The 24,012-nt window shown below is 69.7% G+C and carries 20 protein-coding genes; 9 read left to right on the top strand and 11 right to left on the bottom strand.

The window, feature by feature from the left end:
• From BLT28_RS21285 to BLT28_RS21260, 6 genes are all read right to left on the bottom strand, one after another.
• Positions 1 to 723 carry a TRADD-N-associated membrane domain-containing protein gene (locus BLT28_RS21285; RefSeq protein WP_157376095.1) on the bottom strand — a complete coding sequence of 241 codons (723 nt, stop codon included), beginning with the start codon at positions 721 to 723 and terminating at the stop codon, positions 1 to 3.
• Between the two features lie 262 nt (positions 724 to 985).
• Positions 986 to 1,984: an ABC transporter substrate-binding protein gene (locus tag BLT28_RS21280; RefSeq protein WP_030429005.1), complete on the bottom strand. Its 999-nt coding sequence runs from the start codon at positions 1,982 to 1,984 to the stop codon at positions 986 to 988.
• A 50-nt stretch (positions 1,985 to 2,034) separates the two neighbouring features.
• Positions 2,035 to 3,072, bottom strand: a complete 1,038-nt coding sequence (locus tag BLT28_RS21275) for an ABC transporter permease (protein ID WP_030429006.1) — start codon at positions 3,070 to 3,072, stop codon at positions 2,035 to 2,037.
• Between the two features lie 37 nt (positions 3,073 to 3,109).
• The gene (locus BLT28_RS21270) at positions 3,110 to 3,868 is read right to left on the bottom strand and encodes an ATP-binding cassette domain-containing protein (protein ID WP_030429007.1); all 759 of its coding nucleotides are present in this window, start codon (positions 3,866 to 3,868) and stop codon (positions 3,110 to 3,112) included.
• A 2-nt stretch (positions 3,869 to 3,870) separates the two neighbouring features.
• The gene (locus tag BLT28_RS21265; protein ID WP_030429008.1) at positions 3,871 to 4,890 is read right to left on the bottom strand and encodes a class I mannose-6-phosphate isomerase; all 1,020 of its coding nucleotides are present in this window, start codon (positions 4,888 to 4,890) and stop codon (positions 3,871 to 3,873) included.
• A gap of 38 nt (positions 4,891 to 4,928) precedes the next feature.
• On the bottom strand, positions 4,929 to 5,912 hold the full coding sequence (locus tag BLT28_RS21260; protein ID WP_030429009.1) for a LacI family DNA-binding transcriptional regulator: 984 nt from the start codon (positions 5,910 to 5,912) through the stop codon (positions 4,929 to 4,931).
• Between the two features lie 353 nt (positions 5,913 to 6,265).
• Here BLT28_RS21260 and BLT28_RS21255 point away from each other — a divergent pair, with 353 nt between their 5' ends.
• The 4 genes from BLT28_RS21255 (at position 6,266) to BLT28_RS21240 (ending at position 13,856) form a co-directional block, all read left to right on the top strand.
• The gene (locus BLT28_RS21255; RefSeq protein WP_231950369.1) at positions 6,266 to 9,559 is read left to right on the top strand and encodes a GH92 family glycosyl hydrolase; all 3,294 of its coding nucleotides are present in this window, start codon (positions 6,266 to 6,268) and stop codon (positions 9,557 to 9,559) included.
• A 494-nt stretch (positions 9,560 to 10,053) separates the two neighbouring features.
• Complete coding sequence (locus BLT28_RS21250; protein ID WP_030429011.1) at positions 10,054 to 10,782, top strand: AraC family transcriptional regulator; 729 nt, start codon at positions 10,054 to 10,056, stop codon at positions 10,780 to 10,782.
• 230 nt (positions 10,783 to 11,012) lie between these two features.
• Positions 11,013 to 13,454 carry a GH92 family glycosyl hydrolase gene (locus BLT28_RS21245; RefSeq protein WP_030429012.1) on the top strand — a complete coding sequence of 814 codons (2,442 nt, stop codon included), beginning with the start codon at positions 11,013 to 11,015 and terminating at the stop codon, positions 13,452 to 13,454.
• Between the two features lie 78 nt (positions 13,455 to 13,532).
• On the top strand, positions 13,533 to 13,856 hold the full coding sequence (locus BLT28_RS21240; RefSeq protein WP_030429013.1) for a DUF3817 domain-containing protein: 324 nt from the start codon (positions 13,533 to 13,535) through the stop codon (positions 13,854 to 13,856).
• Here BLT28_RS21240 and BLT28_RS21235 read toward each other — a convergent pair.
• Positions 13,853 to 14,356 carry a MarR family winged helix-turn-helix transcriptional regulator gene (locus BLT28_RS21235; RefSeq protein WP_030429014.1) on the bottom strand — a complete coding sequence of 168 codons (504 nt, stop codon included), beginning with the start codon at positions 14,354 to 14,356 and terminating at the stop codon, positions 13,853 to 13,855. The two genes, BLT28_RS21240 and BLT28_RS21235, sit on opposite strands and share 4 nt — an antisense overlap.
• A gap of 100 nt (positions 14,357 to 14,456) precedes the next feature.
• Here BLT28_RS21235 and BLT28_RS21230 point away from each other — a divergent pair, with 100 nt between their 5' ends.
• The 4 genes from BLT28_RS21230 to BLT28_RS21215 all read left to right on the top strand — a co-directional run bounded on the left by BLT28_RS21230 (position 14,457) and on the right by BLT28_RS21215 (position 17,664).
• Positions 14,457 to 14,759, top strand: coding sequence for an MTH1187 family thiamine-binding protein (locus BLT28_RS21230; protein ID WP_030429015.1), 303 nt, complete (start codon positions 14,457 to 14,459; stop codon positions 14,757 to 14,759).
• A gap of 46 nt (positions 14,760 to 14,805) precedes the next feature.
• Positions 14,806 to 15,690: an SCO6745 family protein gene (locus tag BLT28_RS21225; protein WP_052407182.1), complete on the top strand. Its 885-nt coding sequence runs from the start codon at positions 14,806 to 14,808 to the stop codon at positions 15,688 to 15,690.
• 349 nt (positions 15,691 to 16,039) lie between these two features.
• Positions 16,040 to 16,687 (top strand): Abi family protein, encoded by a 648-nt coding sequence (locus tag BLT28_RS21220; protein ID WP_043811080.1) that lies wholly within the window; start codon positions 16,040 to 16,042, stop codon positions 16,685 to 16,687.
• On the top strand, positions 16,675 to 17,664 hold the full coding sequence (locus BLT28_RS21215; RefSeq protein ID WP_052407183.1) for a tetratricopeptide repeat protein: 990 nt from the start codon (positions 16,675 to 16,677) through the stop codon (positions 17,662 to 17,664). Before BLT28_RS21220 ends, BLT28_RS21215 begins: the two co-directional genes overlap by 13 nt.
• Positions 17,665 to 17,704: 40 nt before the next feature.
• Here BLT28_RS21215 and BLT28_RS21210 read toward each other — a convergent pair whose 3' ends face one another.
• From BLT28_RS21210 to glgB, 4 genes are all read right to left on the bottom strand, one after another.
• On the bottom strand, positions 17,705 to 19,144 hold the full coding sequence (locus BLT28_RS21210) for a neutral zinc metallopeptidase (protein ID WP_030429019.1): 1,440 nt from the start codon (positions 19,142 to 19,144) through the stop codon (positions 17,705 to 17,707).
• 231 nt (positions 19,145 to 19,375) lie between these two features.
• Positions 19,376 to 19,708 carry a hypothetical protein gene (locus tag BLT28_RS21205; RefSeq protein WP_030429020.1) on the bottom strand — a complete coding sequence of 111 codons (333 nt, stop codon included), beginning with the start codon at positions 19,706 to 19,708 and terminating at the stop codon, positions 19,376 to 19,378.
• 176 nt (positions 19,709 to 19,884) lie between these two features.
• A complete protein-coding gene (locus BLT28_RS21200) occupies positions 19,885 to 21,243 on the bottom strand; it encodes a neutral zinc metallopeptidase (protein ID WP_052407184.1) in 1,359 nt (452 codons plus the stop codon).
• A gap of 56 nt (positions 21,244 to 21,299) precedes the next feature.
• On the bottom strand, positions 21,300 to 23,531 hold the full coding sequence (gene glgB, locus BLT28_RS21195) for a 1,4-alpha-glucan branching protein GlgB (RefSeq protein WP_052407202.1): 2,232 nt from the start codon (positions 23,529 to 23,531) through the stop codon (positions 21,300 to 21,302).
• Positions 23,532 to 23,703: 172 nt separating this feature from the next.
• Between glgB and BLT28_RS21190 the strand changes: the two genes are divergently transcribed.
• A complete protein-coding gene (locus tag BLT28_RS21190; RefSeq protein WP_030429023.1) occupies positions 23,704 to 24,012 on the top strand; it encodes a hypothetical protein in 309 nt (102 codons plus the stop codon).

Below are 24,012 nucleotides of genomic sequence, written 5' to 3'. Positions count from 1 at the left end.
CTAGCCGGCCGGTTCGCGGTCCGAGAGCTCCAGCGAGGTCTCGGGCTCCGGCTCCGCGGGCCTTGGCGGCGGGGGAGTGGGCGCGTCGTCGTGGTGCTCGCCGAGGAGGCGGATCACCTCGGCGGGCGAGGCGTCCGGGAACACCGTCTGCAGTGCGACCACCGCGTGCACCCGCTCGCGTCGCCACGGGTCGGCGAGCTGCGTGCTCAGCCGCAGGGTCTCGCGGATCAGCTCGGTGCGGCGCACGTTCACGCACAGTTTCTCGAACTGGTCGGCGGCCTCCCGCGCGGCGAGCGCCGAGAGCAAGTAGAGCAGCCCGGCGAGGGTTGCGGGAACCGCACCGGCGAGCGCGGTCACCAGCCCCTGGTCCGGGACGTCGTCGATGGCCAGGAACAGGCCGAGGAAGACGAGCACCAGCCCGATCGCGCCCGCCAGTGTCGAGGCCCAGAAACTGGTGCGTGCCCTGGTCAGGGCGGCGTGCTGGCGCTGGAGGTGCTCGTCGACCTGCTTGGCGGTGACCTCGGCCTTGTCCGCGAGCAGGCCGAGCCAGCCCTGGTCGACGTGCGGGTCCTCGGCCAGCTCCCGCTGCTTGCGCTTGGCCTTCTGCTTCAGGTCCTGGGCCTGAGCGGTCATCCGCATGCCGTCCAGCAGCGAGCGCTCGCCGCCGTCGAGTGCGGAGCGGCGCACCCGCCACACCGCGTATCCGATGATCGCCACGGCCACGGCGGCCGTCGCGGTCCCCAGGATGGCGACTAAGTCACCCGTTGCGTCATCAGCCGCCGCCAGCAGTCGGTGCACGCAGGCGAGCGTAGTAAGCCGTTCGGTGCTCGTGATCGCCTTTTCGGTGGAAAGACCATCACTCGTTAGCGAGTCGCCGCCTCGCTTCCCATCACTCCGCGCTGAGGGGGTTGAGATCGGACGTGGTGTGTGCCGGGCGCGCGAGAGGGGCCGCCGGTGGTCACCGGCGACCCCTCCACGGAGACGGTCAGCAGGACTGCTTGTAGAAGTACTGGGACTTCGACTGCATGTCGTCCTTGGTCAGCGCGACCAGGTCGGTGGCGATGTCGCGGGTGACCGGCTTGCCCTCGATCGCCGCGATGGCCTGCTGGACGCCCTTGGACCCGATCGTCGCCGGGTCCTGCGCGATGAGGGCCTGGACACCGCCGTTGCGCAGGTCGTCGACCTGCTTCGGGCTGGCGTCGAAGCCGACCAGCTTGACCGCGCCCTGCTTGTTCGCGTTGCGCAGCGAGGTCGCCGCGCCCTCACCGGAGTTGAGGTTGGTGGCGAACACGCCGACCAGGTCCGGGTTCGCCGACAGCGCCGCCGAGACGCGCTGCGCCGCGATGGAGGGCTCGTTGTCGGTGTACTGCTGGCCGAGGTACTTCAGGTTCGGGTACTTCTTGATCTCCGCCTCGAAGCCCTTCGCCCTGGCGTCGGTGGTGGAGGTGCCCGCCTTGGTGTTGAGCACCAGGACCGAACCCGTCCCGGAGCCGACGAGCTTGGCCAGGGTCTGCGCGGCCAGCTGGCCGCCCTGCTCGTTGTTGGAGGAGATCGAGGACTGCGCGACGGACTTGTCCTCCAGCGCGGTGTCCACCTCGACGACCTTGATGCCCGCGCCGGTGAGCTGCTTCATCGGCGCGGCGAGGGCCTTGTTGTCGGTGGGCGCGATGAGCACGCCCGCGGGCTTGGTGGACAGCACACCGGTGACGATCGGCGACTGGAGGCTGGCCTCGAACTTGTCCGGCTCCTGCGTGTTCAGCTCGTAGCCGGCCTTCTTCGCCTCCGCCTCGGCGCCGCAGCGCATGGAGATGTAGAAGGGCTCCGCCTTCACGCCGGTGATCAGCGTGAGCTTCTTGTTGTTCGGCTTGTTGGATCCAGCCTGGCCATCACCAGATTCCCCGATCTTGCCCCCGCCGCAGGCGGCGAGCACCAGGGTCGCGGCGACGGCGGCGCCGATCCGGACCACGTTCTTGTTGAGCGGCATTGAGAGTCCCACCTTCTCGCACTTCGTTGTGCTGATGCCAGGTTGTGCTGCTACCTGCTGTTGCGCGCTCTTCGCCGCACCTGGTCCAGCCAGACGGCCGCGACGAGCACGATGCTGACCGCGATCGGCTGCCAGTACGGCTGCACGCCGATCACCACGAAGCCCTTCGTCAGCACGGCCGGGATGAACACGCCGATCACCGAGCCGAGCACGGTGCCGACCCCGCCGAAGAGGCTGGTCCCGCCGATCACCACGGCGGCGATCGCGTTGAGGTTGTCGGTGGAGTGACCGGAGATCGTGGTCGTGCCGAAGTAGGCCAGCGACATGAACCCGGCGAGCCCGGCGAGCGCACCGACGTAGGCGTAGGTGGCGACCAGGTGCCCGGTCACGTTGATGCCCACGCGCCGCGCCGCCTCCTCGTTGGAGCCGATCGCGTAGTTGTTGCGACCGAACCTCGTCGTCCGCAGCAGCCACGCGCCGTGCAGCGCGACCAGGGCCGCCAGGATCACCATGTGCGGCACGCCCGCGGTCTGGCCGAAGCCCAGCCAGTCGCGCAGCTGCGCGGGCACCGTCCGCACGTCCGAGCCGCCGGTGAGCAGCTGGGCCGCGCCGAGCGCCGCGCCGAAGGAGCCGAGGGTGACGATCAGCGGCGGGATCTTGGCCTTGGCGATCAGCAGCCCGTTCAGCAGGCCCCAGACCGCACCGGAGGCCACGGTGGCCAGCAGACCGACCGCGATCACGCCCGCGCCCGCGCCGGTGGCGTCCCCGCCCGGGCTCATCGCCTCCATCACCTGCGCGCCGACCACGCCCGCGAAGACCAGCACCGACCCGACCGACAGGTCGATCCCAGAGGTGATGATCACGAACGTCATGCCGACGGTGAGCACCAGCAGCACCGCCGCCTCGATCAGCAGCGTCTGGAAGGTGAACAGGGTGAGGAAGGCGTCCGGGCGCATGATGCTGAACACCGCGTAGAGCACCACCAGGACCAGGCCGGTCCAGAGCGTGTTCGCGGAGAACAGCCGCTTGCCGAGGCTCTGCTGCTCGGTGTTGACGGTGGACTCGTAGTCCAAAGTGCCTGTGCTCATGGCGCCTCCCCGGAGAAAAGTGCGTCGGCGGAACTCATCAGGCCGCCTCCTCCTGCGTCAGAGCGCCGGTCATCGCGCCGACCAGGTTTTCCAGGCTCATGTCCGCCCCCGTCAGCCGGGCGACGCGCTTGCCGAGCCGGAGGACTTCCACGCGGTCGGCGACCGCCTGCACCTCCGGCATGTTGTGCGTGATCAGCACGACCGCGATCCCGTTGTCCCGCACGCGCTTGATGACCTCGAGCACCCGCTCGCGCTGCACGACGCCCAGCGCGGCCGTCGGCTCGTCCATGAAGACGACCTTGCTCGCCCACGCGACCGCGCGGGCCACCGCGACGCTCTGCCGCTGACCGCCGGAGAGCGACCCGATCGGCACGTCCAGGCTCTGCAGCGTCACGCCGAAGGTGGTGAACCGCTCGGCGGCCTGCTTGCGCATCTCGGCCTTGTCCAGCATGCCCAGCGCGCCGAGCAGGCCCTTGCGCTTGATCTCCCGGCCCAGGAACAGGTTCGCCGCCGGGTCGAGGTCCGGGGCGACCGCGAGGTCCTGGAACACCGTCTCGATGCCCATCCGCCGCGCGGTGGTCGGCGAGTCGAAGCTGACCTGCTCGCCGTCCAGCAGGATCTCGCCCGAGGTCGGCTGCTCGGCACCGACGAGGCACTTGACCAGTGTGGACTTGCCTGCGCCGTTGTCGCCGATCAGCGCGACGACCTCGCCCGCGTCGATGGAGAACGACGCGCCGCGCAGCGCCTCGACCGAACCGTAGTTCTTGGTGATGGTGCGTGCTTCCAGCAGCGGCATGCCTAGCTCGCCTCCACCTTCTCCGGGGCGGGCGGGCGGCAGCGCACCACGACCAGCCCACCGTCCACTTGGGACGATCCGGCGGCGTGCGGCACGACGAGCGTGTCACCGCGCTTCACCGGCACCGCGCCACCGTGCTCGGTGCGCAGGGTTCCGTTGCCCTCCAAGGCGACCAGCACCGAGAAGCCGGGGTCGAGGTCCACCGCGGAGTCCGCGTGGATGCGCTCGGCCCGGAAGAACGGCTCGGTCTGCTCGGTGAACAACGGCACGACCGGCGAACGCCGGTCGGCGGTGTGCAGCACCAGGTCGTCGACGCGCCCACCCCAGCCGTCGCGGTCGACGCAGGTCAGTGCGGTCTCCCAGCCGATGGCCAGGTGCGCGCTCGGATCGCCCGGCTCGGCGAAACCGGTCCACTCCAACAACACCGAGAAGTCGGTCGGCTGCTGCAGCTCGACGATGAACACGCCCTCGCCGATCGCGTGCGGCAGCCCGGCGGGTACGAACACGGTGTCGCCCGGCTTCACCGGGATCGGGTTCAGCGCGGCGAGCATCGCCTCGGAGTCCTGCGCGGCCACCCAGTTCTCGACCGTCGCCGCGTCCACGTCCTCGCGGAAACCGGCGTAGACGGTGGGGTTGGGGCCGCTGGTCCCGACGATCACCCACGCCTCGGTCTTGCCGTGGCGGCAGCCGAGGTGGCTGCGGGCGAAGGAGTTGGACGGGTGCACGTGCACCGGCAGCCGCTGGCCCGCGTCGAGCAGCTTCACCAGCAGTGCGGTGTCGTCGCCGAGCACCTTCGCGTGGTCGGCCCCGACCCAGGCGGCGGGGTCGGCGCTGACCGCGTCGCGCAGCAGTGTTCCGTCCGGCAGGGTGCTGAGCCCGGCTCTGGGCTGCGCGAAGAGCGTGGTGATCGAGGCGACCCAGTCCTCCGGGCCCCACTCCGCCGCGTCCGCGGCGCCCCGCAGCTCGGCGATCGCGGCACCGCCCCGGTAGAACCGGTCCGGCTGGTTGGCCGCGAGCGTCACAGGCTGCCGAGACGTTGGTTCAGCCCTGCCAGCAGGCTTCACGGGCTTACCTCCCCTGATCCTCTGGCCACCAAACGGGTCGGCAGAACGACCCGGCGTGGCGGCGAACTGTCTCCTTCGAGCCGGGCGAACAGCAGTTCGGCCGCTGCCCGCCCGAGCAAGGACGCGTCGTGCTGCACCACCGAGATCGGCGGGTTCAGCAGGTCGGCCAGCTCGAAGTCGTCGAAGCCGACCAGCGCGGGCCGCGCGGGCCGGTGGTAGAGCGCGCGCAACATGTGCACGGTGATCCGGTTGTTGCCGCTGACCACCGCGGTCGCGGGATCGGAGCCGCCCAGCACGCGGTCGAGCAGCGCCGCGACCCCGGCCTCGGTGTGCGGGCCCATGAACACCAGGTCCTCGCCGTAGCGCACCCCGGAGCGCGCGCAGCCCTCGCGGAACCCGCGCAGCCGCTCGCTCGCGGTGAAGATGTCCGGGGCGTCACCGAAGAAGGCGATCCGCCGGTGTCCATGTGCGGCAAGGTGTTTGACCGCTTCCGCGGTGCCGCCGATGTTGTCCACGAGCACGGTGTCGGCGACCACGTCGCCCGCGGGGCGGTCCACGAACACCACCGGCATCCCGGCCTGCATCTCCGGGACGAGGTAGCCGTGCTGTATGCCCGCGGGGACCACGATCAGCCCGTCCACCCTGCGCGCGCAGAACTCCAGCGCCAGCTCCCGCTCCCGGCCAGGGTCCTCGGCGGACGAGCCGGTCAGCACCTGCCTGCCCTGGGTGCGCGCGACCTCCTCCACGGCGCGGGTGAGCACCGAGTAGAAGGGGTTGCCGACGTCCTCCAGGATCACCCCGAGGGTGCCCGTCGAGGAGCCGCGCCGCAGGTTGCGCGCGGACAGGTTGCGCCGGAAACCGAGCCGCTCGATGGCGGCCAGGACGCGCTCCGCGGTGGCCGGGTGCACCCCCGGCTCGTCGTTGACCACGCGCGAGACGGTCTTGATGCTCACGCCGGCCAGCCGCGCGACGTCGCTCATCGTGGCGCGTCGCACACGGCGTGACCCGGATCCAGACAACGTTGTCATCGGGGCGAATGGAACATCGCGCCTCAAGGGCTTGTCAACCGTCGTGGCCGAACTTGTCACGACCGGAGCAACGCGCTGACGGCCTCTGGATCGGTGCGGTCGACAGCTCGAATGACCTTGCGGTGTTACGGCATTCGGCCCATTTCCGTGACCTCGTCGAGACAGACCGCCCGGACGGCTCTTGACGCGAACCACACACCCTCCGAAGGGTGTTGACCGCGGCGCCTGCCAGTCGGTGAAGAACCGACAAGGTTGTCAGGCGCACGGCTTCTGGCAACGATGCCGAACCCAGGAGGCGAAGGGCCTTGAAGAGGAGTTCCCCCGCCGGTCTGCGCCGCTGGCGCGTCCCGGCGGCCCTGACGACCGCGTTAGCCGTGGTACTCGCTCCGCTCACCACCACGACAGCGACAGCCGAGCCCGCCAAGGAGGACCTGGCCCGCTGGGTCAACCCGTTCGTCGGCACCAAGCCAGGCGGACCCGACCACGGAACCGGCGGCGGTGCGGGCAACACCTTCCCCGGCGCCGACGTGCCCTTCGGCATGGTCCAGTGGAGCCCGGACACCGTGAAGCACCAGCACGGCGGCTACTTCTACGAGGACGACCGGATCAAGGGCTTCAGCCTCACCCACCTCTCCGGCGCGGGGTGCTCGACCTACCAGGACATCCCGTTCATGCCGTTCGCCGGTGAGGTCACCACCTCGCCCGCGGTCGACCCCGGCCGCTACGTCGCCGGGTTCTCCCACGCCAACGAGAAGGCGACTCCCGGCTACTACGGCGTGCAGCTCGACTCCGGCGCCAAGGTGGACCTGACGGTGACCCAGCGCAGCGGCGCGGGCCGGTTCACCTTCCCCGCCAACCGCCCGGCGACCCTGCTGGTCAACACCTCCGGCTCGATCATGGGCGCCGACGACGCCGAGATCTCCCTCGGCGCCGACGAGATCAGCGGCTGGGCGACCAGCGGCCGGTTCTGCGGCCAGAAGATGAACAAGTACCGGGTGTACTTCCACGCCAAGTTCGACCGGCCGTTCGCCTCGATCGGCACGTGGAAGGACGGGGCGGTCACCCCGGGGCGGGCGCTGGAGCGCGGCGGCTCCAAGCCGAAGATCGGCGCCAGGATCGCCGACGGGCCCGTGGCGCAGGAACAGCACCGCGGTGAGGAGACCACGGTCTCCGGCCCGGGCTCCGGTGGCTTCGTCACCTTCGCCGACGACGGCAAGCCGGTGAACGTCAAGCTCGGCCTGTCCTTCGTGTCCGTGGACGGCGCCAAGGGCAACGTCGCGGCGGAGAACAAGAACCGCTCCTTCGAGCAGATCGCCGAGGCCGCCCGCGCCGCGTGGAACGAACGGCTCAACACGATCAGGGTCAAGGGCGGGACCGACGCGGAGCGCACGACCTTCTACTCCTCCCTGTACCACGTCTTCGTGCAGCCCAACGTCTTCTCCGACGCCGACGGCCGCTACATCGGCTTCGACGGGCGCGTCCACCGGGTCGAACCGGGACGCGCGATCTACACCAACCTCTCCGGCTGGGACATCTACCGCTCGGAGATGCAGCTGCTGGCGATGCTCGCGCCGAAGGAGGCGTCGGACATCACCAGGTCGATGATCGCCTTCGCCGAGCAGGGCGGCTCCTGGGACCGCTGGACGGTCGCCAACAGCTACACCGGCGTGATGAACGGCGACCCGTACCACATCATGGTCGCCAGCGCGTACGCCTTCGGCGCCAAGGACTTCGACGCGCGCAAGGCGTTGCTGCTGATGCTGCGCGGTGCCACGCAGCCGACCCAGGGCTACGTGGAGCGGCCGGGTCTTGAGGACTACCAGCGACTGGGCTACATCGCCAACGGCGCCAAGGGTGTCTGGGGTCCGCCCGCCACCACGTTGGAGTACACCAGCGCGGACTTCGCGATCGCCGACCTCGCCCGCAGGCTGGGCGACAGCGCCGTCTACACGCAGTTCATGCGGCGCGCGCAGTACTGGCAGAACGTCTTCAACCCGGCGTCGAGCTACATCCAGAACCGCAACACCGACGGGTCCTTCGTCGAGCCGTTCAACCCTGCGAGCCCCGATGGCTGGGTCGAGGGCAACTCCGCGCAGTACACGTGGATGGTGCCGTACAACGCGCGCGGGCTCTTCGACGCGATGGGCGGCAACGGCGAAGTCGTGAAGCGCTTGGACTTCTTCTTCAAGAAGCTCAACGCGGGGCCGAAGGAGCCGCACGCGTTCCTCGGCAACGAGCCGATCATGCACTCGCTGTGGTTCTACAACTTCGCGGGCGCGCCTCACAAGACGCAGGAGGTCACCCGGCGCGCGGTGAACGACCTGTTCGGTCCCAAGGAGAACGGGCTGATGGGCAACGACGACCTCGGGCAGATGTCGTCGTGGTACGTCTTCGCCGCGATGGGCATGTACCCGGTCATTCCCGGGCGTGCGGAGCTGGTGCTGAACAGCCCGTTGTTCGAGGAGGTCGTGGTCTCGCGACCCACGGGCCAGAAGCTCGTCATCAAGGCGCCCGGCGCGGGTACCAAGGTCCCCTACGTCACCGGCGTGAAGTACAACGGCGTCGCGACCGACCAAACCTGGCTCCCAGAGTCCTTTGTGGAGCGTGGGGGCACGGTCGAGTTCGCGCTCTCCGCCACACCGCAAGGCACGTGGGGCACCGCGGCAGACTCGGTCCCGCCGTCCTTCCGTGACGGGGAGAACGGCCAGCGCGGCTTCCTCGACCCGGCGCGCGTCGTGGTGGCCGCTGGAGCCAAAGGGGAGACGCGCATCGGAGCGCAGGACTTCTCCGGCAAGGGGGCGAAGGTGCGATTCCACACCGGCTCCCCGCCGGTGGGCTTGAGCGTCAGTCCGGCATCCGGCGAGCTGACCCTGCCGACGAGCGGGAAGGCCAGCCAGCTCGCGACCGTCACGGTCGCTCAGGGCACGGCGGAGGGCACCTACCGCATCCCGGTGACCTTCACCGCGACGGACGGCACCGTGCTGTCGAACTCGGCGATCACAGTGCTGGTGGCTCAACCGGGCAGCTTGCGCGCGTCATTCAACAACGTGGGCACATCCCTGGACAGTGAGCAGTCCGTGGGTAACTTGGACGGCTTCGGCTACAGCTTCTCTAGAGATGCACTTGCGGCGGGCGGGATCGAAGGCGGTCGTCCGGTAACCGTCGACGGGGTCACGCACTACTGGCCCGCCACGGAGCCGGGGGAATTGGACAACGTCTTCGCCAACGGGCAGACGATCAACGTCGACGGCCCGGCCGGGGCCACGAAGCTGTCGTTCCTCGGCACCGGAACCAACGGCAAGGCTGTGGGCACCGTAACTGTGAACTACACAGATGGCACGTCCGTCACCGGTGAGCTCGGTTTCACCGACTGGGCTCGCGGCGGTTCCGGATCGGATCCGCTGGAGTACGGCAACCGCATCGTGCTCCGCATGCCTTACCGCAACACCACGAGCGGCACCTCGCACCACATCGGCGTCCACCTCTACGGCACGGCGCCGATCGCGCTCGATCCGGCCAAGCGCGTGCGCAGCGTGACGCTGCCGTCCTCGCTGACCGGCAAGGGCGCGTTGCACGTGTTCAGCATCGCGACCGGCTGACCGGCCACGGCCCGGCGACGGTGGCCGCTGACCGCCGCCGCTGGGCCGTTCGGCGTATTGGCTTGCAAATGGTCTAAACCTATACGCTTTTGTCCGCCATAAGCGCGAAAAGGTGGACGGAATCGATTACACGGGCCCGCGTCCCGGGTGTGATGTTGGGCGAGCGGCTTACAACTCGCCGTGGGGGCTACCGCAAACGTAGGTTCGTGTACTAGGTTCGCTTTCATGAACAAGCACTTCGTAAATCCGTAAGTGCGAGTTCCCCTACAGGCTCCCGTTGCACGCTGTGCACTGCGGGAACAGGCTGCGGGTCGGGCCGGTCAAGAATGGCGGCGGGATCGGCCCGACCCGCACCTCATTGCCTTCGGCGCCCCTCGTGGGCGCCTTTTTTGTGTCTGTGCAACTTTCACTGTCAATTGGGGAATCCAACTTCGGATTGCGCGATCTGGTGAATTATTGACGGCGCTGTCGGTGGGTCGCGTTACCGTGGTGGGGTGAGTTCGGACTATCGCGAGCGAGCGCCCGGACCCGCGCTCACCGCACACGTCCGGTGCCTCTGGGGCAGCCGGGTGGCCGGTGCGCGGCACCGCCAGCGGGTGATCCCGGACGGCTGTGTCGACCTGCTCTGGTCGGACGGGCGGCTGAGCGTCGTCGGTCCGGACACCGCCTGGCGCGATGTGGACGCGGACGTCGGCAGCCGGGCGGTCGGCGTGCGCCTGCGCCCCGGCGCGGCCCGGTTGCTGCTCGGTGACGTGGCACCGCACGAACTCACCAACACCACGACCGATCTGGCGCTGGTCTGGGGCCGGGCCTGTGCCGAGCGCCTGCTGGAGGAGGCGTCGACCGGCCCGGCCGGTGCTGCCCTGGAACGGGCGCTGAGCGCTCGGTTGCCGCGCTTCGGCGAGGTCGATCCGCTGGTCCACGCGCTCGTGACGGAGTTCGACGCGGGTGCGGCGTCCTTGGCGGAGCTGGATCTCGGGATCACCGACCGACAGCTGCGGCGGCGCGTGATCGCGGCGGTGGGCTACGGGCCGAAGGCGCTGCACCGCGTGCTCCGCCTGCAACGGGCGCTGCGGATGCCGGCGCACGGAGGGCTGGCCGAGCTGGCTGTCGCCGCGGGCTTCGCCGACCAGGCGCACCTCTCGCGCGAGGTGCGCAGCCTCACCGGGCGCACGCCCAGTGCTTACCTGCCTCTTGTGAACAGGAACGCGAGCGTGGCGTAGAACAGCACGATCACCAGCGCCGCGCCCACCATGCGATTGCGCCGGATCGCACGGCGCCGCTCCTTCACCACCGACATGCTGTCAACAGTAGTGGACGGCTCCGCGAGGCCGTGGTTTGCCTCAAGCGAAAATGTCCTGGGACTTGTCCGCCTGGTGCTGTTGACCGCTTTGTTTGGCCGCTTTACGTTGGATCGGAATGTGACAACGTTGTCAGCTCAGGAGGCTGTCGCATGTCCGCGTTCCGGTTTTCTCGTTCAGGACGACTACTGGGAGCGTTCGTCGCGGCAGCGGCGCTGACCTCCTCCGTTGCCCCCACCGCGATCGCCAGTCCGGCGCAGCTTTCCGCGGACCCCGTGGGCCTGGTGAACACGTTCATCGGCTCCAAGGACGATGGCAACACATTCCCCGGTGCCTCGATGCCATTCGGCAAGACGCAGATCAGCCCCATCGGCTCGCATTACTCTGGTTGGCGCTACGACGACCCGAAAATCCACGGCTTCGGCCACCTGTTCCTTTCGGGTGCCGGGTGCTGGGAGCAGGGCGGCGTCCTCTCCGTGCTGCCGACGACGGGGACAGTCGGCCCGGGCTCGCAGCACGCCTTCGACACGACAGTGCCCGCGACGTTCGACCATCACCAGTACGGCGCGCAGTACACGCACGCCGGCGAGGTCGGCACCGCCGGCTACTACAAGACCAGGCTCACCAGCTACGGCGGAATCGACGCAGAGACGACCGCGTCCACCCGCACCGGCGCGGAGCGCTACACCTTCACCGATCCCAGCAACGCCAACGTGTTCGTCAACCTTGGGCAGGCCAACGACAAGCACAGCGTCACGTCCAGCTCCGTCAAGGTCGTCGGCGACCGCACGCTCGAAGGCGCCATCGAGACGCTGAGCTTCTGCGGGGGCCGTAGGTACACGACGTGGTTCACCATGAAGTTCGACCAACCGTTCTCCGCGTTCGGCACGTGGAGCCCGCAGGGTGGTCTGCCGGGTAGCCGCGAGTCCTCCGGCGGCGCGGGGCTGCGGGGTGCGTGGCTCAACTTCGGTGCTCTTCGAGGGAAGTCCGTCACTGCGACCACTGCTGTGTCCCATGTGGACATTGAGGGTGCGCGGAAGAACCTCGCGGCCGAGGGACTGCGCCGTGACGGCACTCCGCTCGGCTTCGACGAACTGCGTGGGCGTGCGGAGCGGGCCTGGCGGACCGAGCTGTCCCGTGTGCGCGTCGGTGGCGGGAGCCGTGACGACCTCGTCGTCTTCTACACGGCGCTCTATCACGTGCTGTTGCAGCCGTTGACCGGCAACGACCACGACGGCCGCTATCGAGGGTTCGACGACAAGATTCACACCGCGCGCGGCTGGACCTACTACGAGTACTACTCGCTGTGGGACACCTACCGCACGCAGAACCAGCTCATCGCCATGTTCTGGCCGTCGCGCGCGAAGGACATCGCACAGTCGTTGCTCGCCGTGCACCAACAAGGCGGCTGGCTGCCCCGGTGGGCCTATGCGAGCTTCGAGACGAACACGATGACCGGTGACCCCGTTACGCCTTACATGGTCGATCTGTGGCGGTTCGGCGCCTTTAAGGGCAGGGAACGCGAGGCACTGGGCGCGTTGCTGCAGAACGCGAACGGTGTCCCTCCGGCCGCTTCGCAGTTCGAGGGCCGCGCGGGCAACCCGAACTACCTCGCCAACGGCTTCGTCGAGTACGACAAGCGCAAGCCCAAGAAGGGCATGGACATCGACCAGCACCACGGCGGCTCCGCGACGATGGAGTACGCACTGGCCGACTGTTCACTGTCCGTCATGGCCGGAGCGCTTGGTGCGCATACGGAAGCTGCCGCGCTCCGCAAGCGGGGGCAGTCCTGGCGCAACGTGTGGGACCCCACCGTCACCGACCGCGGCTTCACCGGCTTCCCACGCCCCAGGGTGCTCGACGGTGCTTGGCACAGCGACCCCGGCAAGCCCTACACGCCCACGTCCGACCACGGCTTCCACGAGGGCACGGCGTGGCAGTACCAGTGGCTCGTGCAGCAGGACGTCAGCGGCGCGTTGAAGGCCATGGGCGGCAAGGAGGAGACCGCGAAGCGGCTGGACGCGTTCTTCGCCTACGACAAGCTCCTCGCCAACCACACCGAGGCCGTGCGCAAGGAGTGGGTCGTCGGGCCGTACGCGTACTACAACCAGTTCCGCTACAACCCCAACAACGAGCCCGACCTGCACGCGCCGTGGATGTACACGCTCATCGGTCAGCCGTGGAAGACATCCACCGTGACGAGGGCGGCGCAGACACTGTTCACCAACGCCCCCAACGGTGTCACGGGCAACGACGACCTCGGCACCATGTCCGCGTGGTACGTGTTCAGCGCGATCGGCATGTATCCGGCGGTCAACGGCACCGGCCAGCTCGTGCTGAGCAAGCCGCGGTTCCCCGTCGTGAGCATCGACCTGGAGAACGGCAGGCCGTTGGTGATCGCGACGCCCGGAGTGGACTCGGCGAAGAACCAGTTCATCGGCTCCGCGCGGCTCGGCGCCCGGCAGCACGACAAGGTGTGGGTCGACTGGGAACAGCTCTCGCGCGGCCAGGTGCTGACGTACACGCTGACCGAGCGCGAGTCCACGTGGGGAACCACCCCCGCCGCGCTCCCACCGTCCCCCTGCGGGTCCTAGGACCGTCCCGGGGGATCGGTGATCCAGGGCACGCTCCACACTGGCCTGGTCGAATCGTCCAGGTTTGAGGGAGCGCCCGTGCTGTCCACCCCGGCAGGCAGGTTCCGGCTCATCGCGATCGCTGAGGCGTGCTCGTGGATCGGGCTGCTCATCGGCATGCTCTTCGAGCACGTGCTCAGGGTGACCGACATCGGCGTCAAGATCTTCGGCCCGGTGCACGGCGGGCTGTTCGTGATCTACGTGCTCCTCGCGTTCCTGGTGCGCAAGCCGCTCGGCTGGGACAACCGCACCCTGGTGTGGGCACTGGTCGCCTCGATCCCGCCCGCCGCCACCGTGTGGTTCGAGCGCTGGGCGGCGCGCACCGGTCGCATGGAGCCCGTCGCGGACTCGGTGACGGCCTAGCTCGCGAAGTCGCCGGTGGCCTTGCGCACCTTGGCCAGCAGCTCGGTCAGCTGCTCGGTCTGCCGCGGGGTCAGCCCGGCCAGGCCGAAGTTCGCCTCCGTGACCGCCTCGGTCGCCGCCTTCATCCGCGTCCGGCCGTCGTCGGTGATCGCCACCAGCGTGGTGCGCCGGTCGGTGGGGTGCGGGGCCCGCACCACCAGCCCGTCGGCCTCCAGCCGGTCGACGATGTTGGTGACACTGGTCGGGTGCAGCTGCAACCGCTCGCCCATCACCCGCATCGGCAGGCTGCCCTGCCGGGAGAAGGTCAGCAGCACCAGCGCCTCGTAGCGGGCGAAGGTCAGCTTGTGCGGCCTGAGCGCGCCGTCCACAGCGGACTGAACGATCTGCTGGACGCGCATCACACTCGTGACCGCGGCCATCGTCTCCGCCGGACCGATGCGCTCTGCCCACAGCTCGGCGGCGCGCTCGATGGGATCGAACGGCAAAGATCGGCCTGTCATGGACAGCCACGCTAGCAGCGCCGAAACTGATGAGTAGCGAATCTTCGGTGACGTGCTCGACCCCGCGAGCGGGTCTTCGGGCAGTACGGAGGACACAACGATGCTCGTGTCGTTCAGCGTGAGCCCGCTCGGCGGGGAGTCCGACAGCGTCAGCGCGGCCGTCGCGGACGCGGTCCGGGTGGTGCGCGAATCCGGGCTGCCGAACGAGACCAGCGCCATGTTCACCACGATCGAGGGCGAGACCTGGGACGAGGTGATGGACGTGGTGCGGCGCGCCGTGGAGGCGGTGCAGCAGCACGGGCCGAGGGTGAGCCTGGTGCTCAAGGCGGACATCCGGCCGGGCTACACCGCTCAGCTCTCCGCCAAGGTGGAACGGGTGGAGGAACACCTCCGCGAGATGTGATCGGCGCCACGGTTCGCGCCGTCCCGATGGGTGGGATGGTCGGTGGGTGCTGAGCATCGGAAGCGTCGAGGAGCGCCGTGCGGCGGCGCGCAGGCTGTGGTCGCTGTTCGAGAACTACCACGTGCTGACCTACTTCACCCCGGAGTCGCGGGCGGCGGCGGACGGGCTCGGCTGCAAGGGCGGCTGGATGGGCTACTTCGCCCAGCGCGCGGCTCCCTTCGGCGAGGCCGGCCCGGAGCTGGTGATCTCCACCTTCTACAACTTCCCGCCGGGGATGGTGCACCGCGCGCTGCCCGACGCCTGGGAGCTCGCCGACGCGGAGACCTTCCTGGCCACCCGGCTGACCGGGGTGGACGGCGCGCTGCGGCACCTGCTCGGCGAGGAGGCGCTGTCCGGCCCGGAGATCGCCGAGCTGGCCGAGCTCGGCCGTGCGGCCGCCGCGGCGACCCCGATCACCGGCCGTCCGCTCGCCGCAGCGAACGCGGCACTGCCCTGGCCGGAGCAGCCGCACCTGGCGCTGTGGCACGCGACCACGATCCTGCGTGAGTCCAGGGGCGACGGGCACATCGCCACCCTGGTCGCCGCGGGCCTGGACCCGTGCGAGGCGCTGGTGCTCTACGCGGCCGACCACGGGATGACCGACGAGGCCATGCTCGGCTTCCGTCGCTGGCCGGAGCAGGAGTGGCAGGCGGCGGTCGACCGGCTCACCGAACGCGGCCTGATCGCCGACCGCGCGCTCACGGCGGCCGGTGGGCAGTTGCGCGCGTGGTGCGAGGAGCGCACCGATGACGGCGCGATCCTGCCGTGGCTGGCGATCGGCGAGGAGGCTACGCGGCGCTTCGCGGAGCTGATGCTCCCGATCGCGCGCACGCTGTCCGCGACCAACGAGGCGTTCCGCAACAACCCGATGGCGCTGCACCTTGTGACGTGATTCGCGCACGGCTCTGCGCGGAACCCCTTGAAGGGACTCAACAACGACCTATAGGCGCGCGTGCAACGACATGGACGCACAGGGGTTCCTCCGCGCTGCACGGGTCACAGCGCCACGCCCGGTTCGTCGGCTGATTCCATTTGCCACCAAGGCAAAATGTCGCTCAACAGTGAACGTCAGGGGGTGGCGCTAGCGTGACGCGTCCACATCGGACACGTCACCGCGAAGGAGCCCAGATGATCGACGACGGCGGAACAGTGCCCCGGAAAATACATAACCCCGGCGGCATATCCCGAGGGATAGGGGCGACCGGGGTCTTCGTCGAAGACTCTACCGGAGTCGCCCGGTCATGACAAACCCGGCACTGAACACACTGCTGGAGCAGCGCTTCTCGCCGGAGCGCCTGGCTCCCTACCGGACGGCGAGCGGGGGAGACCTGGCGGCGGCGTTGGCGCTCTACGAGCGGAACTCCCAGATCGCCGCGGCTTTCTGGCGAACGCTCGGGCACGTCGAGGTGCTGGTGCGCAACGCCATGCACTCGGCGCTCGCCGACCGGAGCGGCCGGGCCGACTGGTACGTGCCCCTCGCCCCGCTGCTGACCGAGAAGGCGCAGAACGACATCGCGACCGCTCGGGACAGGGTCGTGCGGAACGGGTATGTCGAAACTCCGGGGCGAGTGGTCACCGAGCTGTCGTTCGGGTTCTGGCGGTACCTGCTTGCCGCGCGGTACGAGCGGACGCTCTGGCTGCCGTGTCTTCGTGGCGCGTTCCCCCACCTGAGCGGCATGCGCAAGGACGTGCACGACAAGGTCGCCGGGCTGCACGAGCTGCGGAACCGGATCGCGCACCACGAGCCGGTGCACCACCGCCCGCTGCGCCGGTTGCGGGCCGACGCGCTGGTGGTCGCGGGGTGGATCTGCCCGTCCGCGCGCGGGTGGGTCGGGGCCGGGTGCTGGGTCCCCGGCGCTGTCGGCGGCGTGTCAGGATGGAGGACGTGACGAGGCCAGATCGACGCCAGAACGCCGCCCTCTCCGCCGCGCTCGCCGGTGCCGTGGATCTTTCGGCGGTCAAGGCGCGGGCGGAGGCCACCGCCCGCCAGCAGAGTCGTCCCGCCGCCGCGCCCGCCGCGTCCGGTTCGGCGCCCGCCACCTCCGGGGAGTGGGTCGTCGAGGTCAGCGAGGCGACCTTCCAACAGGACGTGCTCGAACGCTCCCTCCAGGTGCCGGTCGTCGTGGACCTGCGCGCCAGCTGGAGCGAGGAGAGCCAGCAGCTGTCCCCGATCCTCCAGCGGCTGTCCGCGGAGAGCAACGGGACCTGGATCCTGGCCACTGTCGACATCGACGCCAACCCGCGCATCGCGCAGGCGTTCGGCGTGCAGTCGGTGCCGATGACCGTGGCCATCGCCGGCGGCCAGGTGCTCGACGGCGTCCCGGGGCTGCAGCCGGAGGCGCAGCTGCGCCAGTGGATCGCCTCCCTGGTCCAGGCGCTGCGGGACCGCCTGCCCGGCATCAAGGCCGCCGAGGAGCGCGCCGCCGCCGGCGGTGCCGCCGAGGCCGAGCAGCCGGAGGACCCGCGGTTCACCGCCGCCGAGGAAGCCTTCGAGAGGGGCGACTACGCCGCCGCCGAGGCCGCCTACGAGCAGATCCTCGCCGCGGAGCCCGGCAACGAGGACGCCAAGGCCGCGCTGGCGCAGGTGCGCTTCACCGCGCGGGCCGAGCGGACCGACTCCGGCGCGATCGAGAAGGCGGACGCCAGCCCCGACGACATCGACGCCCAGCTCGCCGCGGCCGACGCGGAGATCGCCGCACAGCTGGTCGACCAGGCCTTCGCCCGGCTGGTCGCCACCGTGCGCCGCACCGCGGACGAGGACCGCAACCGTGTGCGGCAGCACCTGGTCGACCTGTTCGAGCTGTTCCCCGCGGACGACCAGCGGGTCATGCTCGCACGCCGCAACCTGGCCAGCGCCCTGTTCTGACGGCGAAGGGGCGCCCCGGCCGGGGCGCCCCCGCTCGCGGCTAGCGGAAGTCCTCGGTGCAGGCGGAGATGCCGTCGAGGAAGCCGACGTGGAACGCCTCGACCCGCGCGAAGCCCGAGGGCACCGGCTTGCCGCCGACGTCCGCGGCCATCAGCGTGTTCTCCGTGAGCAGCTGGGTGACCGCCTCGTCCAGGTCACCGGGGGAGATCCGCAGGGTGCCGACGGGGTTGCGGCCGCCGACCGGGCGCTGCAGCAGGCTGCCCGCCCAGTTGCCGACCATGCACGCGGTGCGCAGCGCGGCGACGTCGCCGCTCAGCTTCAGGCCGACCGCCTTCTGCACGGAGATCACGTAGCGCGAGGCGATCTCGCCGAACGCCGCGAAGTCCCCGATCGCCCGAGCCCGTTCCTGTTTCGCGGGCGCCTTGCCCAACTGGGCCAGCCGCTCCATGTTCAGCCCCACGGTGTTGCTGCTTTCGCAGTACGTGGCGGCGGCCTCGGCGGAGGCGCAGGTCCCGCCGAAGCTGACCTCCGGCGGGGCGGCGCCGGTGTCCTTGTGCACCGCCTGGAGGTTCTCCACGATCGTCTTCACGGTCTGCTCGTTGACCGGCAGGTTGCCCTTGTTGTCGTCCTGCTTGGCGAAGCTGTACTCGGTGACCCGCGCGTTGATGTCCTTGGCGTCCATGGCGGCGCAGCGCTTCGGGCCCTGGCCGAAGCCGAACTGGAAGGCGGTGACCCGGTCGAAGGCGTTGCCGTGCGCGCCGCGCTTGGTGAACGAGGCCCCGACCTGGTCGCGCAGCGCGAACATGGCGCCGAGGACCTTGCTCAGCCCGTCGCCGGTGGAGATCTCGAAGTGCTCGGCCTTGCCCTCGGCGACGTGCCGGAAGAAGGCACCGGTGAAGCAGTCCGCCTGCTGCTCGGCGATGATCGTCGGCATGCCGAGCTTGGTGACGCCGCTGCGGTGGCCGACGGCGTGGCCGACCTCGTGCGCCAGCACGGCCACCACGGCCATCGAGCCGTAGTTGGTGCTCAGCATCGGCAGCAGGCCGCCCCGGTCCCAGGCGATCAAGTCCTCGGAGGGGCAGAAGAACGCGTTCTCCACACCGGCGGTGTTGCTGCGGCACAGCACCATGTTCTTGCCGCCGGAGTCCCACGACGCGAGCCTGCGCAGGGGTTCGTAGGGCTTGCCGAAGTGGACGGGGAACTGCTCCGCCCAGTACTTCTGCACGTCGCTGACCGCGTTGATGGCCAGCCGGTCCATCTCGCCGTTGTCGGCGTTCTCCACGGTGACCTGGGCGTCGGCCGCGCCGACGCGCGGACCGCTCGGGCCCTCGGTGACCTTCAGCCCGGCCGCGCTGCCGGGGTCGACGACCGCGCCGACGCGCTTGGCCTCACCCCGGATCACCGTCGTGCAGCCCGCGGCCAGCAGCAGTGCCGCCAGCAGCGTCGTGACCCGCACCGCTCGTCGTCGAGCCGCCCCCATCAGCACGTGCGTACTCCTTCGCCCACCGAGGATTCGGCCGAACGCGGCCATCGCCGCCAAACCGTACCTGGCCGTCGCGGTGTGCCGGCCGCATACTCGCCGACTCGGAGCAGGTCGCGGCCGCCGGGCGCGCCGCGCGTGTGGTGAAATGGGGTGGATTCCGTGCCGCCCTGCGCGACACGGAATCCATCCCATGCGGTCCGGGGCGGTGCCTCCGGAGGATTTCCCGGCTTACTTGAATTCCACGCTGGCGCTCTGCACGCTGGTGCGGCATTCGAACCGGTCGCTGCCGGGTCCCGCCTGCCAGGAGCCGGTGTAGTCGGGCTGCACCGAGCAGCGGACCCGCAGGCGCCACTTCTGCTTGGTCGCGGCGGAACCCGTACCGGCGCAGTTCGTGCCGCCCGAGGTGTTGTACCACTTGTTGGTGCACGTCAGGCCGTTCTTGGACTGCGAGGTCGTCCCGGACCTCGCCGCGCCGCTCTCGGCGACGGCACTCGGGGCGGCCCCCGCGAGGATCGCGGCCGCCGCACCCGCGGCGAGTGCCAGTCTCAGTGCCTTGGTCATCGGTGTCCCATTCCGTCGAGTAATTCAGTACATCGATTCACGGCCGACCGATGTGAAAAGGCTAAGTGTCACAACGAGGATGCGTCAAATGCGAGGCGAGGGATTGGAACAGTGTTGTGGAACCGCCTTGAAAGTGCAGGTGGGAAAAGGTGAAAACGAAGGGGTTCCGCGTTCTCTCACCCGATGCCGCACGCCTTGGCGCCGCCGAGGAACCCGGTCCGGAACGCCGCGACGCGGTCGAAGCCGGAGGCGATCCCGGTGCCCGCGACGTTGCGCGAGCCGTAGTCGTAGCCCAGCAGCACCTGCACGGCCTCGTCCAGGTCGCCCGGCGCGAGCGGCGCGCTGCCGTCGGTCCCGCGCGAGGCGGCGTCGGTGTAGGCCCCGGCGAGGCAGAGCGCGTCCCGCCCCGCCCCGGCCCCGTCGACGCTGCGGCGGAGCGCGGCCATCGCCGCCAAGCCGTACCTGGCCGCCAGCAGGGCACCGACCGAGTAGTCACCGATCTGCTCGTGCAGGCGCTGGGGTTCACCCCGGCCGTCGAGCCGGATCGCGTGCTCGGCCACGCAGAACGACGCCGGGCCCTGGCCCCCGCAGCTCGCCCCGGAACCGGTGTCGGGCTTGCTCCACTGCCCACCGTTGCGCCGCACCAGCCCGCCGAACCACCGGTCCAGCCCCGCGCTGATCGCCTCCACCGACTGCTGGTAGCTCCGCGCCGGCCTGGTCACCGCGCTCTCGCTGACCGTGAACCTGCGGTTCTGCACGGTCATCGCGGCGCAGCGGCGGGGTCCCTCCGCGTAGCCGTCCTGGAGCGCGGAAGCGCGGTCGAAGGCGTTGCCGTGCGTGGCCTCGTCGACGTCCGCCGTGTCCACCGGATCGCGCAGCACCATCAGCACCCCCATCGCGGTGTCCACATCGGACTGTGTGACGCGCAGGTGCGGCGCCTTGCCCTCCACCGCCCACCGCAGCGTCGCTCCGGCGAAGCAGTCGGCCATCGCCTCCGTGAGGATCGTGGGGTAGCGCTCCGGTTGCTTGCGCTGCTCTTCCGCGCCGATGCCCGCACGGTGGTGCACCGCGTGCCCGATCTCGTGCGCCAGCACCAGCAGCACCGCGGCACCCGAGTACTTCGTGTTGATCACAGGGAACAGCGCCGCGCGGTCCCACACCACGGCGTCCACGCTCGCGCAGTACAACGCGTTGCCTTCGAGTTCGCCGGTGTGCGAGGTGCACGGCGGTGGTTTGCCCGCCTGGTCGTTGCTGTCGACGGAGTAGAAGCCGTTGACGGGCTGCCACGGTCTGCCGAACGTGGGCTCGAAGTTCTCGCGCCAGTGCTGCTGCACGTCGGTGACCACCGTCGCGGCGAGCCGGTCGATCTCGCCGCCGTCGGTGCCGTGGATGAACCCGGGGTCCACGGTCGACTTGGTGATGCCCACGCGCGCGACCGGTTCACCGGGAACAGGACTCGTGCAGGCGACGAGCACGCAGAACGCGCCGAACCCGGACAGGGCGCGGCGAATCGTCGTGCTGCCGAACAAGCCCATCCGCCCAGCTTTCCGCATCGCCGCGCGCGGCGCAGCACAGCCCACGGATCAGGTGGCTATTCGCCGCTCTCCAGGAACTCCGGTGCGGCGTCGAGCTCCGGGGTCTCCGGGACGGCGAGCACGTCCGGGACCAGCAGCAGCACTCCGGACGGCGGGAGCTGCAGCACGGCGGAGTGCGTGCGACCGTGCCACGGCTTGGCCTCGGCGCGCACGGTGCCCATGTTGCCGACACCCGAACCGCCGTAGACCTCCGCGTCGGTGTTGATCGCCTCGCGCCACACGCCGCGCTGCGGCAGGCCGATGCGGTAGTTCAGGTGCGGACTGCCCGCGAAGTTCGCCACGCACACCACGGGCTCGGCGTCGTCGGCGAGCCGGACGAAGCTGAGCACGTTGCCGCCGGAGTCGTTGGCGTCGATCCACGAGAAGCCCTCGGGCGAGGTGTCCTGCGCGTACATCGCGGGTGCCGACCGGTAGAACGCGTTGAGGTCGCCCATGAGGGAGGCGAGCCCGCCGTGCAGGCGCTCACCGAGCAGGTGCCAGTCCAGCGAGCGCGACTCCGCCCACTCCTGGACCTGGCCGAACTCGCCACCCATGAACAGCAGCTTCTTGCCGGGGTGTGCCCACATGTACGCGAGCAGCGCGCGCAGGTTCGCGGCCTTGTTCCAGTCGTCGCCCGGCATGCGGCCCCACAGCGAGCCCTTGCCGTGCACCACCTCGTCGTGCGACAGCGGCAGCACGTAGTTCTCGCTCCACGCGTACATCAACGAGAAGGTCATCTCGTTGTGGTGGTAGGAGCGGTGGATCGGCTCGCGCGCCAGGTAGTGCAAGGCGTCGTGCATCCAGCCCATGTTCCACTTGAAGCCGAAACCGAGGCCGCCGAGGTGGGTGGGCCGGGTGACACCTGGCCACGCCGTGGACTCCTCGGCGATCATCATGATGCCGGGGTGTCGCTTGTAGACGGTCGCGTTCAGCTCCTGCAGGAACCGCACCGCGTCCAGGTTCTCGCGTCCACCGTGGACGTTCGGCAGCCACTCGCCCTCGTTGCGCGAGTAGTCCAGGTAGAGCATCGAGGCGACCGCGTCCACCCGCAGCCCGTCGACGTGGAACTCCTCCAGCCAGTACAGCGCGTTGGCGACGAGGAAGTTGCGGACCTCGCTGCGGCCGAAGTCGAACACGAGCGTGCCCCAGTCCGGCTGCTCGCCGCGGCGCGGGTCGGCGTGCTCGTACAGCGGAGTGCCGTCGAAGCGGGCCAGCGCCCAGGAGTCCTTGGGGAAGTGCGCGGGCACCCAGTCCACGATCACGCCGATCCCGCGCGAGTGCAGGTGGTCGACGAAGTAGCGGAAGTCGTCGGGGGAGCCGAAGCGCGCGGTCGGCGCGTAGTAGGAGGTGACCTGGTAGCCCCAGGACCCGCCGAAGGGGTGCTCCGCGACGGGGAGCAGCTCGACGTGGGTGAAGCCGGTCTCGGTGACGTAGTTCGCCAGCTGTTCGGCGAGCTCCCGGTAGCCGAGGCCGGGGCGCCAGGAGCCGAGGTGCACCTCGTAGACGCTCATCGGCGCGGTCGACCAGTCGGTGGCCTCGCGCTTGGCCAGCCAGTCCGCGTCGGTCCACTCGTGGTTGGACTCGGCGACGACGGAGGCGGTCTGCGGCGGGACCTCGGTGGCGAAGGCCATCGGGTCGGCCTTCTCGTGCCAGTTGCCGTCCTTGCCGAGGATGCGGAACTTGTACCTGGTCCCCGCGAGCACGCCAGGCAGGAAGATCTCCCAGACGCCGGAGGAGCCGAGCGAGCGCATCGGCGTCGCGACCCCGCTCCACCCGTCGAAGTCCCCGCACACCCGCACGCCCTGCGCGTTCGGTGCCCACACCGCGAACGACGTGCCCGCGACCGTGCCGCTCGGCGTGTCGTAGCTGTGCGAGCGCGCGCCGAGCACCTCCCACAGCCGTTCGTGGCGCCCTTCGCCGATCAGGTGCAGGTCCAGCTCGCCGAGCGTCGGCAGCCAGCGGTACGGGTCGTCGGAGATGTCCACGTGGTCGCCGTAGCGCACGTGCAGCTGGTAGTCCCCGGGCGGCGTGTCGACGAGACCGGAGAACAGCCCGCCGTGGTGCACCTTGTTCAGCCGGTGCTTCTCCCCGCCGACGATGACGACGACCTCGTCGGCGTGCGGCCGGAGCACCCGGAACGCCGTGCCTTGGGCGTGCGGGTGGGCGCCGAGCACCGAGTGGGGATCGTGGTGTGCCCCGCCGAGTAGCCGGTTGATCTCGTCCGCGCTGGGTGCGCTTGCGTCGGGCATGGTCACGTCTACGGGCTTCCCGTTCACTAGGAGTCGTAATCAGTGGGCCGCCGGTGCCAGGTCATCTTAGAACGGCGCCGGTCATCGGCCACGACCGAAAAGTCAGAATTGATCTTGTTTGTCGGGGAGGCTGGGGCGGTACCGCACCGTGCGACACGAAAGGATCTTGACGATGACCTCCCCGATGCGCCGTGCCGTCCTCACCGCCGCCGTGGTCGGCGCCGCCGCGGTGGCCCCGGTGGTCACGGCCGGGACGGCGCTGGCCGCGAAGGCTCCCTCGTGCATCTTCATCACCGCGGAGCCGGTCGGCTGGATCACCCAGACGTACCACCTGCACAGCAGCTGCAAGTCGAAGACGTACAAGGCGTTCGCGGTGTTCAGCAGCGCCGTCGGCCCGTGCCTGACCTTGAAGCCGGGTGACGACTCGCGCGGCTTCAAGATCGCCAGGACCGCGGACTTCAAGCGCATCGAGCTGTGCTGA

Origin of the sequence: Allokutzneria albata (assembly GCF_900103775.1) — a bacterium.
Lineage (GTDB): Bacteria > Actinomycetota > Actinomycetes > Mycobacteriales > Pseudonocardiaceae > Allokutzneria > Allokutzneria albata.
Note: the sequence above shows the minus strand (reverse complement) of the source record. Positions and strands in the feature narration are given on the sequence as shown.

Excerpts from the sequence above, each read along its gene's own strand:
- BLT28_RS21280 (WP_030429005.1), bottom strand. The coding sequence starts at position 1,984 with ATGCCGCTCAACAAGAACGTGGTCCGGATCGGCGCCGCCGTCGCCGCG.
- BLT28_RS21275 (WP_030429006.1), bottom strand. The coding sequence starts at position 3,072 with ATGAGCACAGGCACTTTGGACTACGAGTCCACCGTCAACACCGAGCAG.
- BLT28_RS21270 (WP_030429007.1), bottom strand. The coding sequence starts at position 3,868 with ATGCCGCTGCTGGAAGCACGCACCATCACCAAGAACTACGGTTCGGTC.
- BLT28_RS21260 (WP_030429009.1), bottom strand. The coding sequence starts at position 5,912 with ATGAGCGACGTCGCGCGGCTGGCCGGCGTGAGCATCAAGACCGTCTCG.
- BLT28_RS21245 (WP_030429012.1), top strand. The coding sequence starts at position 11,013 with ATGTCCGCGTTCCGGTTTTCTCGTTCAGGACGACTACTGGGAGCGTTC.
- BLT28_RS21235 (WP_030429014.1), bottom strand. The coding sequence starts at position 14,356 with ATGACAGGCCGATCTTTGCCGTTCGATCCCATCGAGCGCGCCGCCGAG.
- BLT28_RS21230 (WP_030429015.1), top strand. The coding sequence starts at position 14,457 with ATGCTCGTGTCGTTCAGCGTGAGCCCGCTCGGCGGGGAGTCCGACAGC.
- BLT28_RS21220 (WP_043811080.1), top strand. The coding sequence starts at position 16,040 with ATGACAAACCCGGCACTGAACACACTGCTGGAGCAGCGCTTCTCGCCG.
- BLT28_RS21215 (WP_052407183.1), top strand. The coding sequence starts at position 16,675 with ATGGAGGACGTGACGAGGCCAGATCGACGCCAGAACGCCGCCCTCTCC.
- BLT28_RS21210 (WP_030429019.1), bottom strand. The coding sequence starts at position 19,144 with ATGGGGGCGGCTCGACGACGAGCGGTGCGGGTCACGACGCTGCTGGCG.
- BLT28_RS21205 (WP_030429020.1), bottom strand. The coding sequence starts at position 19,708 with ATGACCAAGGCACTGAGACTGGCACTCGCCGCGGGTGCGGCGGCCGCG.
- BLT28_RS21200 (WP_052407184.1), bottom strand. The coding sequence starts at position 21,243 with ATGGGCTTGTTCGGCAGCACGACGATTCGCCGCGCCCTGTCCGGGTTC.
- glgB (WP_052407202.1), bottom strand. The coding sequence starts at position 23,531 with ATGCCCGACGCAAGCGCACCCAGCGCGGACGAGATCAACCGGCTACTC.
- BLT28_RS21190 (WP_030429023.1), top strand. The coding sequence starts at position 23,704 with ATGACCTCCCCGATGCGCCGTGCCGTCCTCACCGCCGCCGTGGTCGGC.